Source organism: Mesorhizobium sp. P2_D6, from assembly GCF_056404315.1.
Window position 1 is genome coordinate 98,260 of sequence record NZ_JBFUEG010000002.1, and the last position, 16,484, is coordinate 114,743.

General features: G+C 60.6%; 13 protein-coding genes and 1 tRNA gene. 5 read left to right on the forward strand and 9 right to left on the reverse strand.

The window, feature by feature from the left end:
- Positions 1–28 precede the first annotated feature (28 nt).
- Both AC1D1L_RS03590 and AC1D1L_RS03595 read right to left on the reverse strand, forming a co-directional pair.
- The gene (locus AC1D1L_RS03590) at positions 29–1,273 is read right to left on the reverse strand and encodes a tetratricopeptide repeat protein (protein ID WP_477338894.1); all 1,245 of its coding nucleotides are present in this window, start codon (positions 1,271–1,273) and stop codon (positions 29–31) included.
- A gap of 494 nt (positions 1,274–1,767) precedes the next feature.
- Complete coding sequence (locus AC1D1L_RS03595) at positions 1,768–2,955, reverse strand: magnesium transporter (protein WP_477338896.1); 1,188 nt, start codon at positions 2,953–2,955, stop codon at positions 1,768–1,770.
- 340 nt (positions 2,956–3,295) lie between these two features.
- Between AC1D1L_RS03595 and AC1D1L_RS03600 the strand changes: the two genes are divergently transcribed.
- On the forward strand, positions 3,296–5,113 hold the full coding sequence (locus AC1D1L_RS03600) for a patatin-like phospholipase family protein (RefSeq protein WP_477338898.1): 1,818 nt from the start codon (positions 3,296–3,298) through the stop codon (positions 5,111–5,113).
- A gap of 165 nt (positions 5,114–5,278) precedes the next feature.
- Here AC1D1L_RS03600 and AC1D1L_RS03605 read toward each other — a convergent pair whose 3' ends face one another.
- Together AC1D1L_RS03605 and AC1D1L_RS03610 are read right to left on the reverse strand one after the other, a co-directional pair.
- On the reverse strand, positions 5,279–7,411 hold the full coding sequence (locus AC1D1L_RS03605) for an adenylate/guanylate cyclase domain-containing protein (protein WP_477338900.1): 2,133 nt from the start codon (positions 7,409–7,411) through the stop codon (positions 5,279–5,281).
- 1,428 nt (positions 7,412–8,839) lie between these two features.
- A tRNA-Met gene (locus AC1D1L_RS03610) sits at positions 8,840–8,916 on the reverse strand.
- A 340-nt stretch (positions 8,917–9,256) separates the two neighbouring features.
- Here AC1D1L_RS03610 and AC1D1L_RS03615 point away from each other — a divergent pair.
- Positions 9,257–10,216 carry a Gfo/Idh/MocA family protein gene (locus tag AC1D1L_RS03615; RefSeq protein WP_352556302.1) on the forward strand — a complete coding sequence of 320 codons (960 nt, stop codon included), beginning with the start codon at positions 9,257–9,259 and terminating at the stop codon, positions 10,214–10,216.
- 52 nt (positions 10,217–10,268) lie between these two features.
- Here AC1D1L_RS03615 and mnmA read toward each other — a convergent pair whose 3' ends face one another.
- The gene (mnmA, locus tag AC1D1L_RS03620) at positions 10,269–11,459 is read right to left on the reverse strand and encodes a tRNA 2-thiouridine(34) synthase MnmA (RefSeq protein WP_181061261.1); all 1,191 of its coding nucleotides are present in this window, start codon (positions 11,457–11,459) and stop codon (positions 10,269–10,271) included.
- Positions 11,460–11,716: 257 nt separating this feature from the next.
- Here mnmA and sciP point away from each other — a divergent pair, with 257 nt between their 5' ends.
- Entirely contained in the window at positions 11,717–11,992 is a 276-nt protein-coding gene (gene sciP / locus AC1D1L_RS03625; protein WP_013529904.1) for a CtrA inhibitor SciP, read from the forward strand.
- A 62-nt stretch (positions 11,993–12,054) separates the two neighbouring features.
- Here sciP and AC1D1L_RS03630 read toward each other — a convergent pair whose 3' ends face one another.
- Complete coding sequence (locus AC1D1L_RS03630) at positions 12,055–12,984, reverse strand: NADP-dependent oxidoreductase (protein ID WP_477338903.1); 930 nt, start codon at positions 12,982–12,984, stop codon at positions 12,055–12,057.
- A 93-nt stretch (positions 12,985–13,077) separates the two neighbouring features.
- On the opposite strand from AC1D1L_RS03630, the gene AC1D1L_RS03635 reads away from it, so the two are divergent.
- A complete protein-coding gene (locus AC1D1L_RS03635) occupies positions 13,078–13,482 on the forward strand; it encodes a winged helix-turn-helix transcriptional regulator (RefSeq protein WP_477338905.1) in 405 nt (134 codons plus the stop codon).
- Positions 13,483–13,587: 105 nt separating this feature from the next.
- Here AC1D1L_RS03635 and AC1D1L_RS03640 read toward each other — a convergent pair whose 3' ends face one another.
- Positions 13,588–13,965, reverse strand: coding sequence for a flagellar export protein FliJ (locus AC1D1L_RS03640; RefSeq protein ID WP_142869582.1), 378 nt, complete (start codon positions 13,963–13,965; stop codon positions 13,588–13,590).
- A 450-nt stretch (positions 13,966–14,415) separates the two neighbouring features.
- Here AC1D1L_RS03640 and ctrA point away from each other — a divergent pair, with 450 nt between their 5' ends.
- Positions 14,416–15,111 carry a response regulator transcription factor CtrA gene (ctrA, locus tag AC1D1L_RS03645; protein ID WP_006203583.1) on the forward strand — a complete coding sequence of 232 codons (696 nt, stop codon included), beginning with the start codon at positions 14,416–14,418 and terminating at the stop codon, positions 15,109–15,111.
- Positions 15,112–15,195: 84 nt separating this feature from the next.
- On the opposite strand, the gene AC1D1L_RS03650 is transcribed toward ctrA, so the two are convergent.
- Both AC1D1L_RS03650 and chpT read right to left on the reverse strand, forming a co-directional pair.
- Positions 15,196–15,564 (reverse strand): response regulator transcription factor, encoded by a 369-nt coding sequence (locus AC1D1L_RS03650; RefSeq protein WP_112561197.1) that lies wholly within the window; start codon positions 15,562–15,564, stop codon positions 15,196–15,198.
- A 258-nt stretch (positions 15,565–15,822) separates the two neighbouring features.
- Complete coding sequence (chpT, locus tag AC1D1L_RS03655) at positions 15,823–16,452, reverse strand: histidine phosphotransferase ChpT (RefSeq protein WP_142869636.1); 630 nt, start codon at positions 16,450–16,452, stop codon at positions 15,823–15,825.
- Between the last annotated feature and the right edge of the window lie 32 nt (positions 16,453–16,484).

Genomic DNA, 16,484 nt, shown 5'->3' on the forward strand with positions numbered 1-16,484 from the left:
GATCGGACGGTACCTCATCGCGGCCCTTTCAATTGAGCGTCAACGTATAGCTCATCAGCATCTCGAACGATTTTTGGTCTCGGTTAGCGATGGCGAAGTTGGTTTCTCGATAGGCGAGATCAACGCTGATCTTCTGGGCTTCCGTCATCTGAAAATCGCTTTCCGAGGCAATGCGCCAGAAGTCGCTCTTGATATTTGTGCCGATGCCGACAGACAGATCGGGAGTGTCGCTGTGGCCGGCCGAGAAGGCGATCTGGTGCGACCATGCGAAAAAATCCGGTACGGTCATCAACAGGCCGCCATAGCGGACCTCGCCCGTGTAGCTGCGGCCGATTTCGCCAGATCCTGAAGCGAAGTCATTCGAGCCGACAAAGCGCAGTCCGAGCGCCTGGCCATTACGGAAGCGGTAGCTGCCGCCTGCCTCATAGAAGACCCTGCTATCGGCGAAAATGCCTTGCGAGGCGCTTAGATCGATGTAGCCGCCACCGGCGAAGAGAGTCGTCTCGACCGTCGGGCGAACGAGGAAACGTCCGCTGAGGCCGACGCCGCTTTCGTGGACATCGCTGTCAAAACGATCTGTAACGGCAAACGCGGAAAGCAGCAGGCGGAGCGAATCGATCCCACTGTTGGGCAGCCCCTTGTCCCAGGTAATCGCTGCGTTGCCGTGGACAAAAGTCTTCTCGCTGCCCGGAACCGACAGGTCTTCCGTGAAAAAACGCTGTGTCGCCGTCAACGAGCCAGAAAGAACGAGGGCGTCAGCACTTGGCGTGCCGAGGTCCCACCGAACAAAGCCGTCGGCCCGCCCGTAGGGCGAGACGAAGCTGTTGTCGTCCTGCGCCCCGTCTGGCTCAAAATCGGTGAATGCGCTGAATACGCCTCCAGTCAGGGCGAGTTCCCAGGTAAGGCCACGCAACGCGCGCTCGATGCGGGCCAGCAAGCGAACAGCTTCCTGCTGCTCACTTTCGGTCAGACCGCCGACTTCGATGCCGTACTGCACCTGCCGCCGGGCCAATTCATAGGACCCGACATGATAATACAACCGGCTGGCCGCAAGCCGGGCGCGCGCATCGCGGGGGTATTTGATCAGATACTGCTCGATTGAGGAGATCGCCTGATCGTATTGTCCCGCGTTGACCGCAACCGTGACGAATTGGGCGAGCGTTCCATTGTCGGCCGGACTGGCGATTCGGGCCGAAAACGCGTCATCATAGCCCGCAAAAAGACCTTGTGCGCCGGCCGGCAATACGCCGCTAAAAAGCAGCGCTGCGGCCAAGCTGAAGATCGTTCGAGCCGAAGATAGCATGCCGAGAACCCCACCCCGACCCGACTAGTGCGAAGGATTTAGCACGACTACAAGAAAAAAGGCGACGGAACCGTCACCAGACCGTGAGAGCCTCAGCAGCTGTTGCAGCTGCGCAACAAATTTTTGGGTTCATTCCTATTTCGGCTACGCTGTTTGCCGAGACATCTTCTCAAGCGTTGCTGAACGTAATTGGAGTATCCGACTCTAGTGGCAAATGATTCAAACTCCTAAGTGGAACAAGATCTACATTGTTTGCGCGATTCTGCGCGTATCCGGTCACCGAATGAGGCTTCAAGGTAGCGCACGTTTTATCCAAAGGTCTTCCTTCGTGTTGCGCAAAGGTCGAAATGCTGAGGTGCTCCTCATGCGTCCGCGATGCGGCCTGGCTCTCGCAATTTCTCCGAAGGCGACGAGGCCAGCTTATTGCCCCCAATCCCCAGGGACGCGTCCCTGGACGCGCCTTGCTACAGCACGAGCATGGTGGCCAGCCACAGCATCAGGCCCATGCCTACAATATCAGTCAAGGTGGTGAGGAAGATCGCCGAAGCGACCGCCGGATCGGCACCGACCCGGCGCAGGCCCAACGGGATCAGCACGCCGGAGATTCCGGACAAGAGGCACGCTCCGGACATGGCAAGCAGGATCACAAGTGCCAGCATGGGCGCTTGGGCCGCCGACTCCGGCTGCCTCGAGGCGTAGAACCACATCGCCGCAGCCGCAACAAGGCCGACCAGCAAGCCGTTAGCGATCCCGAGCGCGCCCTCTCTCATCACCAAGTGCAGCTTCGGTCTTTTGTCCACATCCCCCAAGGCAAGGCCACGCAGCGTCATGGCCAGTGCCTGGCAGCCGGTGTTTCCGCTCTGCCCGGCCAAGACCGGGAGGAACGCCGCCAGGGCGACGATCTTCTCTATCGTGCCTGTGAACGAACTGACCACGAATGCGGCCAGGAAGGCCGTCAGGAGGTTCAACTGCAGCCACGGATGACGCTTCAAGAAGGCTGAAAACAAGGGCGTAAAAGAGCGCTCCTCCTTCTGGACACCTACCATCTGGCCAGACTGGGCGGAAATCTCAATGATTTGCTGCTCGAACAAGCGCCAACCGCGAACCTGCCCGAGCAGCCGGTTCTCGGCGTCCACCACCGGGTAGACAGGGTAGTGACGCCGTACCGCTGCCTCGCATGCGTTGCTCAAAGGGAGATCGACATTGAGAGCGAACGGCTTGGGCAGCATGATCTGATCGACAATGGCGTCCGGTTCGCTCAGCATCAGATCGCGCAGGACCACCAGGCCAACCAGTTTATTGCCCTCGTCCGTGACGTAGAGATAAGTGAGCTCGGTCGGCACCTGGGCGCGTCTGACAGCTTCAACTGCGGCAGCAACTGTCGTCCCGACAGGAACGCTGGCGGAAATCGGGTCCATCAGCTCGATGAGCGACTCGGGCATCGCGATATCCTCGCCACCGTCATGAGGTCCGATGGGCCGCATGTGCAGTGGCAAATGCTCGGCCACCTTACGGGCGTGCCCGTCCGGTAACAGCTTCAGTGTGTCGCGGATGAACTCGGGAGACTCTCTGGCGAGCAATTCAGCTGCGTCATCAGGTGCTCGGGCACGTAGCGTGCGCACCAACTTCTGAACGCCGGTCTCTTCTTTCATTTGCTATGGCCCCCGATTGAAGGTCACATAGTATGTAAAGTATCGGATCGCACCAGTGCGGAAAATGACAGCTTCTTGCGGCCTCGGCAGTCCGCCTTGTGGTTCTCGAAGTTATTGCGGGCTGAGGCGCGAGGCGGGTCCCCTCAGGGCGCCCAGTCACACCTGCGGCGAAAGCCATTGACGGCGGACAGGAGGAGGGCAAGCCGGCATCGGAGCTGCCCCGCCCTAGACGGGTCCAGCCGGCAACGTTGCGGTTCGGCTCGGATCGCCTTGCGATGCTGCAAACACGAGCGGTACAGGATACAATACCGAAGCGAATGCGTTCCCCGGATGGCTCAAAATGTCCTCCGCCGATTCTCTCGCCGCGAGATTATTGTCGGCGACATTGATGTTCGATCGTGCGTCGTTGCTGGCGCTCGAGGCTTTGGCTGCCGAATCCGACCGTCGGGTCCTAAGGCGCGGTGAGGTCCTGGTTCGCGAAGGTGATCCATCGGACAGGTTCTTCGTCGTGCTGTCCGGTCGCTTTACGGTACACAAAGGAGATCGGATTGGCTCGGTCGCCGAGATCGCGCAGGGTGAACTGGTCGGCGAAATTGGTTTCTTTGCAGGGCTGCCCCGTACGGCCACTGTCCTTGCAGCGCGCGATTCGATCGTCCTTGAAATCAGTCGTAGTCATTTCGAGAAGGCGGCCGAGGCTCTGCCGAACCTGAGAGAGGCGGTCACAATATCTCTGGCGCGCCGGTTCGCCACGCAATCTCCGATTTTGTCAGGTCTCCAGAAACCTGCCAAAATCCGAACGCTTGCCATCATTGCAGCCGGCGGAAGTCGCATCTCACCGGTTTTCATCGGGCACCTACAGCAAGAGTTCGGCGCGGTCACGCGCGCTCAGTTCGTTTCCCGGCTTGACGTCCACGCGAAGTTCCCAGGTCGTCCGATCGACGACCAGCCGGTCCTTAACTGGTTGAACGAACTGGAGGCGCAAGCTGAATTCGTTGTCTACGTCGCGGATGAAGAACCTAATGAATGGACACGAGTCTGCATTCGCCAGGCCGATACCGTTCTGCTGCTAGCGAACGCGTCCTCCTCGCCTCGCTTGAACACGTCCGAGGAATTGGCCCTATCGGTCCATTCACCATCGACCGGTCGGCTTGTCTTAATTCACGACAATCGCTCGGCTGCGGTCTCCGGCACCTCTGCGTGGCTCGATGAGCGCCCCCATGTCGGCCAGCATCATCATGTTGCGCTGGAGGACGCGTCTGATATCCAGCGCCTGGTCCGATTTATTTCCTGCAAGGCACGTGGCTTCGTGGCGGCTGGGGGTGGGTCCCTGGGCAGCGCCCATCTGGGCGTTTACAAGGCCTTCGTCGAGGCGGGCGGGCGCTTCGACTATCTCGGCGGGACAAGTTCCGGAGCGGCGATGATGGCCGGCTTCGCAAGAGGGTTGGACGCAGAACAGATCGACCGCGGCACGCACAACATATTTGTCAAGAGTCGGGCGTTTCGGCGCCCCACCTTGCCGCGTTTCGCGCTTCTGGATCACAAGGCCTTCGATCGAGCCCTTCGGGAGGAATACGGCGAAGTTCTGATCGAAGATCTTTGGTTTCCGTTCTTTGCGCTTTCGACCAATCTGAGCAGCCGTCAGCCCCATGTCCACCGTCGTGGAAAACTCTGGCAGGCCGTTCGGGCATCCGGCTCGCTCCCGGGTGTCCTGCCGCCGTTCTTTACCGCTGACGGCGATATGCTGGTGGACGGCGCCATCATGAACAATTTGCCGCTGGAACAGATGAGGGAACTCAAGACCGGCCCCAATGTCATCGTGAGCTTTGGGTCCAGTGCACCGCAAAAATACCACATCGACTATGACCGCATCCCCGGAAGATCGGAACTGGCGATCGCCCTGCTGAACCCTTTCGGCCGTGCCCGCCTGCCGCAGGTTCCAAGCATGCTTCAGGTTATTGCCGCGAGTATCCTGGCACACGGGCCGCAGGACATTGCCGTCGGCGACGAGGATGTCTTGTTCTGTCCGCAGGTTTCGAGCACCTTCATGGATTGGAGTCGGCATTCCGAGTTGTTTTCAGACGCCTACGACCGCACGGCGCAATGGATCGAGGAACGTCTCCGCCAGAACGACTCAGGGCTCCGGGCGGTGCTCGGTTGAGCAGGTCGGCGAGCGGATCGAGTTGAACGACGACCGGCTGACCGCGTTGAGGCGCGAAGCGGACATTCGGGTCCGCTCCCCTCAGGACGCCCAAGTCGCGCCGGCGGCGAAAGCCATTGACGCCGAACAGGTAGAGGGCAAACCGGCATTGGAGCTGCCCCGCCACTAAAATCTCAACACCCAGGCTTCCACTTTTCCCTTGCCTTTGACTTCGATAGCGCCGCGCGGCTCGAAGATGAATTGGTCCTTGAGCTGTTCGTAGACGGGGCGAGTCACCTGAACAGAGTCGGGAACTCCACCCGACTCCATGCGGCTGGCCAGGTTCACTGTGTCACCCCATAAATCATAGATGTACTTACTCTTGCCAATGACGCCGGCGACCACTGGCCCGCTGTTGACGCCGACCCTGAGCTTCATCGAGACGTTGTGTTCCATCGCGTGCTCGCGGGTAATGTGGACCATGCGGATGGCCATGCGGACCATGCGCTCGGCGTGGTTGGCCACCGGCACGGGTAGGCCGCACACCGCCATATAGGAGTCGCCCACCGTCTTGATCTTCTCGATGCCGAGATCATTGGCGGCAACGTCGAAGCGCGTGAAGAGTCCGTTGAGAAACATCACGACATCGTGCGGCGGCATTTCCGATGTCAGTGCCGTGAAACCGACCAGGTCTGCGAAGGCGACCGTGACCTCGGCGAAGCCGTCGGCGATCCTCTCCTCGCCAGCGCGCAGCCGATTGGCGATCGGTGCCGGAAGGACGTTGAGCAGCAGCTGCTCGTTCTCGCGGTTCTTGTTCTCGATCACGACATTCTTTTGGTGCAGATCCTCAACCATGCCATTGAAGGCCGAGCAGAGTTCGCCAATCTCGTCGCGCGTGCGGACCGGCACGCTGGTCGCGTAGTCGCCAGCGGAGAAGCGTTTCACCCCGGCAGTCAGATCGCGGAGCGGCCCGAGCAGCGCACGCGAAAGCCAGGAGGCGGTGGCGGCGACCACGAGCATCGCCAGTCCTCCGACGAGCAACAGATCCCGGCGGAGTTCGGCGATCGGTGCGAAGGCCTCGGCGCTGTCGATCTTGGCGACGAGAGCCCACTTGACATCGGAAATCGCGAGCGGTCCCCATGAGGCGAGCGTCGGGACGCCACGGTATCCGATGATCTCGCCCGTGCCCTCGACACCGGCGAGCGCGGCACGGGAGGCCTCGGTGTCGACGCGCTGATGCAGCACTGGTGTCCCGTAACGCTGAATGACGGCGATTTCCTGGTCCGAAGTGCCCACGGATTTGAGGTCGGCGAAGAAGTTATCCCGGTTCTCGTAGAACGCCCGCGGGCCAGAGCGCACCAGATAATCGGGCCCGACGAGATAGGCCTCACCCGTGTTGCCGAACCCTTCCTGCCGCCAGCGGCGGTTACCGGTGACGACGTTGTCGATCTCATCATTCGACAATTGCGCGACCAGCACGCCGATGACGACGCCCTGGGCAATCACCGGTGCTGCCATGAAGGCGATCGGCGCGCCGCCTGATGGCGCATAAGAGGCGAAATCTACGAGGCAGATGGCTGACGGGTCTGCGATCTGCGAGCAGCGGGCGACGGCGGCCGCGACGTTGGTGCGGCGGTACGGACCCAACTGAAGAGACGTGGTGAAATCCACCTCCTTCTCGACCGTATAGATCAGGCGACCTGATTTGGGATCGGCAATCATGAGATCGAAAAAGCCGACCGTGGTAGCCGCAGCGCGCATCAATGGATGATATATGGCGTGCAGCCTGGAGTATTCGCTTCCGTCGCCGGCGTCGTCGAGAAGCTTGCGCCGCTCCGCCGGGTTGGGATTTTCCACGATGTAGTGATACTGCAGATAGTAGGGGGCACCACCGACCGGCAGGTAGTCCGACAGGGCCGGTTCCCTGCCCAGGGTGTGCGTCATTCCGGGGATGAAGTTCTCAGCGTACCAATCGCCGACCCTTTGCCGCAGTTCAGGCGGCGCGCCTGTCCGGTCGAGTTTGTCGGCCGCGGTCCGGAACTCGCGTGTCGCATCGACCACCATCTTGGAAGTGGCAAGCAGGCGCAGTTCCGCCTGGATCGTGCGGAAGTAGGTTTCAACCTGGCGCGTCTTGGTCTGCCGAGCGGCCGTGAGTTGGTCGAAGACTGCTTTTTCGAGAGCGTCGCGGGCGCGGAAGTAACCCAGCGCCCCGGTGAACATGACTGCGATCGCGCCAAGAAGGACGAGGGTTGTAAACAGCTTTGCAGCCAATCCCCAGCCCGCGGGGCTGGATGAGCCGGTCACATCTGAAGAAGACATGAGATCTTACTTTGCTTTTGCATCAGGTCTTCGGAAACAGGAGCGTCGACGTCGCGCCGGACGGCAAGCCAGGATCGTGTTTCATCTGTTTCCCCCTCTCCCTCGCATATGCATACCAAATTTACTGCGAGACGTGTGCGGGAATGCGTTGTCGGTTTCCCCGTGGGACCGCACGGCAGAAGCGGCCATGGAGAATGGTCTGAGGGCTTGCTTGCTTCTCGTGAATTGCGTTTTGGATGCTACCCATCAAAGCCCAAGGTGGCGCGCTTGAACCTGGGTAGCAGGTACCGCGGTTCGACCAGGCGTCCGGAAAGCGGACGCGATGCACTCTGGCTTCTGGCGCGATGCGGTTGGGCGAGCAAGATACTGCCAGCGAGCGTGCGATGACCAGCCTGGGAAGACAGGCTATGATTGTGTCGATGGAAGATGCACACAGCTCCTTTGGCCCGTTCGTGCTCGACGGCACGGACCGCTTGCTGCGCCGCGACGGGCAGCCTTTGCAGTTGGGACAAAGAGCGTTTGACCTATTGGCGGCGTTGGTCGAGGCGAATGGAGCGGCAGTCGACAAGGGACCGACGCGAGTGGGCGGACTTGCCAACACACCATCCTGCCCCGGATGAATAAATCGACGGGTTGGTCTACTGCTGTCCGATCGCTATCCATTCCGGCCAGCCGGGCGTGTCAGACATCGCCTCAGATCCGGATCGTGGTATCCGACGATTCAACTATTCAATCGATCCCGTTGATCGCCAGCGCGAGTGGACCAAATGCTTGTGCCTGTCGAACAGAGCCAGTTTGTCGAAATAACCTAGCCGAAGCCCAGCCCCGCAGCCGTCACAGGTGAAGCGAGAAATCGACTTAAACCATGAGCCATTTCGAATGATTGGATGTTTGCAGGCCGGGCACTCGCTGAGATACTCTAAAACGGTCGTCCGGCGGCCGTTTCGAGATCGAATCCTTTGGTTTGGCTCTTGCAGAGGGCCAGCGAAGACGGCGCGGCATTGCCGGGTTCGGTTATAGCACGCCGACGATTAACGTCCCTTCATCGCCGGTCTTTGTCCCACCGCTCCTCTTTTGTCGAAAGGCGACTGGACACTTTGGGACCTAGCTTGGCGGCTTCTCACGTGCCGGCGCCAGCCCGGTACCGTTCACCGGATCAATGCGGCCTGGTGCCAGCCGCACCCGCGTGATCGAGCTGCATCCTGCCGTGCTGGCAGCTATGAGGAGCAGCTTCAAACAGAGCTTGCCCGAGGAATTGCGGTTGGCTATTCCCAATCCGCAGAGGCGTGCGGGATTTGATCGAAACCGCAACTGTGTTCCAAGACCCGTCGAGGATCGGCGGATTCGAAGTCGAAATCACGAGGCGTCTAACGGCACTGCTCGGTGACAATGCCTTTCCCAACGGCGTCAAAGGAGTGTGGGGAATGGTGGTAGCGGGAGAGGGACTTGAACCCCCGACCCCAGGATTATGATTCCCGTGCTCTAACCAACTGAGCTACCCCGCCAGGGCGGCGAAAGGCCCGAATCCACCTTAAATCGAAAGGCATTTCGAGGCGTTCGCCAAGGTCGCGCGGATATAAGGTTGGGAGGGCGAGCCTGTCAAGCATCGATGCGTCAGGCGCGCCGGCATATTGTCGTCCGAGAAAAGCTTTGCCGGGCAGACATCCCGATGCAGTCGGGATGGGGCTCTAGTCTTTGTTTGAGCATGGTCTCTGGACAAAACGGGTACCCCGTTTGTCCGTGAAAACCAGTTCCCACTTTTCGGGACCACGCTCTTGTCGCCGGGGTTGAGTTCGGCGGGGCACGTCGCTATGTCTCGGCCAAGAAATCTAGAGTTTGAAGCTGATGAAGCCGCGCATTGCAGTCCTCGGTTGCGGATACTGGGGCAGCAACCACATCCGCACCCTCAAGGCGCTTGGCGCGCTGCATGCGGTTTCCGATGCCAATCGGGCGCGGGCCGAAGGTTTTGCCAGCGAGCAGGACTGCCTGGCGATCGAGCCGGATCAGCTGTTCGTGCGTGACGATATCGACGCCATCGTCATGGCCTTGCCGCCGCAGTTCCATGCCGACCTTGCCGTGCGCGCCGTCGAGGCCGGCAAGGACGTGCTGGTGGAAAAGCCAATCGCGCTGACCGTGCCCGATGCCGAACGCGCAGTGCAGGCGGCCAAGGACAATGGCCGCGTCTTCATGGTCGGCCATGTCTTGCGCTTCCATCCAGCCTTCGAGACGCTGAAGGCGCTGATCGACAATGGCGAGCTCGGTGAAGTCCGCTACATCCATTCACACCGGCTCGGCCTCGGCAAATTCCACACCGAGAACGACGCGCTGTGGGATCTGGCGCCGCACGATCTGTCGATGATCCTGGCCATCACCGGGACCGAGCCGATCGAGGTGCGAGGCGAGGGGGCGGCACTGCTCGACAGTCTCAGCGACTTCGCGCACCTGCATATGCGCTTTCCCAACGGCCTGCGCAGCCACCTCTTCGCCTCGCGGCTCAATCCCTATCGCGAGCGGCGGCTGACCGTGGTCGGCACCAAGGCGATGGCGGTGTTCGACGATGTCGAGCCGTGGGAACGCAAGCTTGCCGTCTACCGCCATGCGGTGTGGCAGGACAGCGGCCAGTGGGCCTTCACCACCAACGAGCCGTCCTATGTCGCGGTCGGGCAGGGCATGCCGCTGACGCGCGAACTCGAGCATTTCATCCAGTGCATCGAGACGCGCGCCGAGCCCCGCACCAGCGGCGAGGAAGCCATCAGGGTGCTGCGCATCCTGACGGCGGGCACGGTCACACACACCAAATCCTGAGACCGTTTGGAAATTCTACTCCTGCGGCCAATGGTCTGCGAGAAAGTAGTGTTTACTCGGCGGGAACCTGTGCCGGCCTGGCGGCAAGCCGCGTCAGCATGGCCTCGGCCTCGGCGCCACGCTCGGAGCGCTCGATAAAGCCGCCGCCGAAGACGCGGGCCTCGTTGCCGTCGTCGGAATAAAGCACGCAGGCCTGTCCGGGCGCGATGCCGGACTCGCCGTCGACCAGTTCCACAAAGGTGCTGCCGGCGCGGTGATGCAGTACGGCCGGGCGCGGCGGCCGCGTCGAGCGGACCTTGGCAAACAGCTCCATGCCGGCGGCCGGAATGTCTGACAGCGCGCGATCGCCCAGCCAGTTCATGTTGCGCAGGTAAATCTTGTGCGTCTCCAGCGCCTCGCGCGGGCCGACAATGACGCGGGCCCGGTCGGCGTCGAGATGGACGACGTATAGCGGTTCGCCCGACGCAATGCCGATGCCGCGGCGCTGGCCGATCGTGTAGCGCAATATGCCATCATGGCGGCCAAGCACGCGGCCGTCGATATGGACGATGTCGCCCGGGTTGGCGGCAGCCGGCTTCAGCTTGGCGATGATATCGGAATATTTGCCCTGCGGCACGAAGCAGATGTCCTGGCTATCCTGCTTGGCAGCAACGGTCAGCCCCATCTCTTCGGCAATAGCGCGCACCGCGGGCTTCGACAGGCCGCCGAGCGGAAAGCGCAGATAGTCGATCTGCGCCTGCGTGGTGGCAAACAGGAAGTAGCTCTGGTCGCGGTCTGCATCGACCGGCCGGAACAGCGCGCGATGGGCGCCATTGGCGCCGGAGCGGATATAGTGGCCAGTGGCGAGCGCGTCGGCGCCAAGGTCCTTGGCGGTCGCCAGCAGATCGGCGAACTTCACCGTCTGATTGCAGGACACGCACGGGATCGGCGTCTCGCCGGCGACATAGCTCTCGGCGAACGGGTCGATGACCGCCTTGCGGAAGCGCTCTTCATAGTCGAGTACGTAATGCGGGATGCCCAGCGTCTCCGAAACGCGGCGGGCGTCGTCAATGTCCTGGCCGGCGCAGCACGAGCCGGCCCGGTGCGTTGCCGCGCCATGGTCGTAGAGCTGCAGCGTGACGCCGACGACATCATAGCCTTCGCGCTTCAAAAGGCCTGCGACGACGGACGAATCGACACCGCCCGACATGGCGACGACGACGCGGGTGTTTTGCGGGCTGGCGGGAAGGTCGAGGCTGTTCATGGTTCTTTCGTTCTGCGCGGCGCTTCAATGGCAGTGGCGCGAATATAGGTCAACCACATCAGCGGCGCCAGCTTTGCGGCAGCGCCGATTTTGCGGGAAAATTGCGCGCCCGCCGGCCGTTCACTCAAATGCCGACGAAAAGACTAACGCGGCGTTCATGATCCTTACCTAGTCATTAGGGTTCGCTTAGGCAATTTTTAAAGCTGTGGCGGTAATGTGGTGGGGATTGGGTCTTTGAGTTTTTTGTAGAGAGTACGATGACCGATCTTGTTAGACCGCGAGTCAAATATGTTATCGGGCCTGACGGCAGCCCTCTTACGATTGCCGATCTGCCGCCGACGAATACACGTCGCTGGGTTATCCGGCGCAAGGCGGAAGTGGTTGCGGCGGTGCGCGGCGGGCTTTTGAGCCTCGACGAGGCATGCCAGCGCTACAAGCTTACCACCGAGGAATTCCTGTCCTGGCAAGCGTCGATCGACGAATACGGGCTTGCCGGGTTGCGCACGACGCGCATCCAGCAATACCGGCACTAGAGCCAGGATCTCAACAAGAAGGGCGCGGTAACCGCGCCCTTTTGCCTGTCGTAAGGCCTGCTTCAGACCGTCAGCACCACCTTGCCGATGGGCCTGGTGGCGAGAAAGGCGTGCGCCGCGCCCGCCTGTTCGAGCGGAAAGCTCTTTGCCACATGAACGGCAAGCTTTCCCGCATCGACCAGTTTGCCAAGCTCAACGAGGCCTTCGCGGTCAGGCACCACAGACATGCGCTCGACGCGGATGTTTCGCGCCGCAGCCTTGGCCCGGGTGGTGTCGTGGACGTTGAGCAGCGATACCAGGACGCCGCCGTCCTTCAGGACTGTCAGCGATTGGTCGGCATGGTCGCTGCCCATCGGGTCCAGAACCAAATCGATGTCACGGACCTCAGCGGTGAAATCGCCCTTGGTGTAGTCGACGACCTCGTCGGCGCCGAGCGAGCGGACGAAATCGAGTTTCTTCGGGCTGGCGGTGGCGATGACATAGGCGCCGCGCGCCTTGGCAATCTGCACTGCCAGATGTCCGACGCCACCGGCCGCGGCATGGATCAACACGCGCTGGCCGGGCTTCAGGCCACCATGGCGGACTATGCCCTGCCAGGCGGTCAGGCCGGCCAGCGGCAGCGCGCCGGCGTGATTGTGATCGATCGTTCGCGGCTTTGGCGCTATTTCATCGGCCGGGGTGACAGCGAGTTCCGCATAGGCCGCGGCCTGTTTGGGGAAACGCGGCATGCCGAACACAGCGTCACCGACCTTGAGTCCACCGTTGACGCCTGGGCCTAGCGCCTCGACGGTGCCTGAAATATCCCAGCCGAGGGTGAAGGGCGGTTCGCCCAGCAATGGATAATAGCCGGCGCGCACCGAGCCATCGACCGGATTGATGCCGGCTGCGTGCACGCGGACCAACACTTCGCCTGATTTGGGCGAGGGGGCGGGACGATCGGCGATGAGGAGGACGTCGGGTCCGCCGACGGAATTCTGGACAACGGCACGCATGGATATCTCTCCTGCTTGGGTTCATATGCCGCTATCATTTGGATAGTAATATTCTCTTGTCTAGTATGTACCTTCCCTATATATAGGTACCCCATGGATAGTGATAATGATTGCGGCATCGGCTATGATGCCTTCCAGCGGACGTGCCCTTCGCACGCCGTGCTCGAAATGCTGGCCAGCAAATGGGTCTATCTGGTGGTTTGCGCATTGCGCCGCGGCCGGATGCGCAATGGCGAACTGGCCCGCAGGCTGGAAGGCATCACGCCCAAAATGCTGACGCAGACGCTGCGCATTCTTGAGCGCGACGGGCTGGTGCGGCGCGAAATCTTTCCGGTCATCCCGCCGCGGGTCGAATATGAATTGACGGAACTTGGCCAGAACCTGGCGGGGCTGCTCACCCAGATACGGTCCTGGTCGGAAGAGCATGTGCCCGACATCAAGCAAGCGCGGGCTAGGGCAGAGGCGAACCAGGAAGCGGAGTTGCAGGCACAGGCCTGAAGCTGCGGCCGCCTTGCGGCCAGATCAGCAGCGCTGGAACTTCGGTCCGGCTACACTCAAGCAAAGTGCGGCGTCAGGCGCCGCTGGCTGGATCAGCCATCGTCTTCAGCCGATCATGGCGCTGCGGCCGCCGAGTTCAGCATCGCGGATCTTGGTGTCGCGCGATTCCAGCATCTCGGCCTTGGAAAGCTCCGCTTCAGCTTCGCCGAGTAATGATTCGGCAGCGCTTCGCTGCTGGGCGAGGTCGCTTTGCGAGTTTCTGAGGTTGTCACGGCGCAGACGCGCCGCTTTGGCGAAGGTTGGATAGGCAAAATGACTGATGTCGGTGATGCCCGCCTTCTTTTCTTCGGCGGTGATCTGAAGCTCCAGTTCAACAGCCATGCGCTCGAACTCGGCGATCATCGTGTCGAGCTGCAGCAGCTGCCGCCGCTTCTCATTCACCTGAAACTGCTTCAGCCGAACGAGGTTTTCACGTGACTTCATGATTCGGTACTCCCGCAAACGCACACCTGCACATATCGTCCAATCCGCTCGCCAGGGCCTGGCGACACCCGTATCCACCGGCATTCCCCGAACTATGGGAAACAAATTCCTAAAGTTTTTTGCCGGCGGTAACCATTCGTTTACGGGCATTGTTAATCATAAGGGCGAGGACTTAAGGCCGGGTAAAAATTCCGGCTCCCGATACGGAAGCCGGCCAGCGAGTCCCTTGAGTCACTTAGTCCAACTTATTAATGTGTTGCATTAGCGATTTGGTTCTGTGATTCATCATTAGATTCAAGAGGGTGTAGAAAGCGGTTAAAAAATCTGGTACCGTTCTGGGTGCGGAATTAGGTTTTGTTAACCATTCGATGGCAGCCTTCTGTTCAGGCAATCACTGCTCCGGTCCCGGATGGGTCATGACATGGTCCGGCGGCAGAAAAGGGGAATGAAATGCGCGTTCTGCTGATAGAAGACGACAGTGCAACCGCTCAGAGCATCGAGCTGATGCTCAAATCCGAAAGTTTTAATGTTTATACGACCGACCTCGGCGAAGAAGGCGTCGATCTCGGGAAACTTTATGATTACGATATCATTCTTCTCGATCTCAACCTTCCCGACATGTCAGGCTACGAAGTCTTGCGGACACTTCGCCTGTCCAAGGTGAAGACGCCAATCCTGATCCTGTCCGGCATGGCCGGTATCGAGGACAAGGTGCGCGGCCTCGGCTTCGGCGCCGACGACTATATGACCAAGCCGTTCCACAAGGACGAGCTGGTCGCCCGCATTCACGCCATCGTGCGCCGCTCCAAGGGCCATGCCCAGTCGGTCATCACCACCGGCGACCTGGTGGTCAATCTCGATGCCAAGACCGTCGAAGTCGGTGGCCAGCGCGTGCATCTGACCGGCAAGGAATACCAGATGCTGGAGCTGCTCTCGCTGCGCAAGGGCACCACGCTGACCAAGGAAATGTTCCTCAACCACCTCTATGGCGGTATGGACGAACCGGAACTGAAGATCATCGACGTCTTCATCTGCAAGCTGCGCAAGAAGCTCGATGCTGCGTCCGGTGGTCAGAACTACATCGAAACGGTCTGGGGCCGCGGCTATGTGCTGCGCGAGCCGGAAGACATCCGCGTCAGCGCCTGACCGAATCATCTGATTGAATTCAATGCAAGAAACCCGGCTCAGGCCGGGTTTTTTGCTGTCCCTTCCGTTCGAGCACGAGCCGAATCAGGCGGCGATCTTCAGGGTACGAAAGCGTTCGAGCAGTTGCGGCCGGTTGAACGGCTTCAAGAGATAGCCCTGGGCGCCGGCGCGCTTTGCCTTCATAATCGAGGCGACATCGACTTCGACCAACGAAATCAGGATCTGCGGCTTGATCGCGCTTTCCATGGCGCGGACCCGGCGGATGACATCGACCGCCTGCATGTCCGGCAGTGCGCCGTCGACGACAATCACATCGGGCATCTCGGCAGCGCACATCTCGACCGCGTCGTGTCCGGTGGCCGCTTCGATCACCACCATGTCGGAGCCGCCAAGAATCCGTTTTGCGACCTTCCTGATCACACTCGAATCGTCAACAAACATGCAGCGCTTCATTTCCGGGTCCTCTTTGCCTTGGGGCGAACCGGCGGCATCCGGGGTATCGGGATGCACCTTAGGCCGATCTGGTAAAGAAGCCGAAAAGCCGTTAGGTAAAGTTTTTGCAAAGATGTCGTTTGCGCGCCGTGCCAGCGGACGCGTCGCCGACGAAGAAACTTGGCTGTTCTGAATTTCGGCCAAGCCCGCAAATATCAGCGAAAAAAGATACTTGACTTGTTCTTGGCTGTCGGCCGAGCCGGAAACGACTTCGGCTCGTCAGACCGCGGACAGCACGATCTCTTCGGCGGTCGCGTGGATCGAGATTGTCATGTTGGCCTCACGCGCAAGAAGCAGCGTGTAGTAAGGCTGGACCGAATGGGCGTCGATCGGCTCCTCGGGTTTGTTGCCGGAATGGAGTTCGAGGAATTTTGGCGGCACGCGCAGCATCGGGCCGCTTGCCGCAAGCGCAAAGCGCGGCTCGGTGTCGAGGTTTTCCAGTGTAACCACCAGCTTGCCGCCGCGCGGGATGGCGGCGTTGGCGACGAGCAGCAAATTGAGCAGCAGCTTGACCTTGTTCTTGGGCAGCAGGGCGCGAACGCCGTTCCAGACCAGTTCCGGCTTCTCGTTCTTCAGGAACGCGATGGCGACGGACTCGGCATCGCCGGTGTCGATCATCATGCCGGCCGAACCTGCGGCGCCGAAGGCGATGCGGGCGAACTGCAGCCGGGCCGAAGCGTTTTTGGCGCTCTGGCGAATCAACTTCATGGCGTCTTCGTCGGCGCCGCCCTCGTCGAGGAGTTCAAGGCCGTTGTTGATGGCCCCAACCGGCGAAATGATGTCGTGGCAGACGCGGCTGCACAACAAGGCTGCGAGATCGGGTGCGGAGAGAGAGAAAAGCTCGGCCATCGGCGAAAATCCCTGCAAAAATTGACATCCTG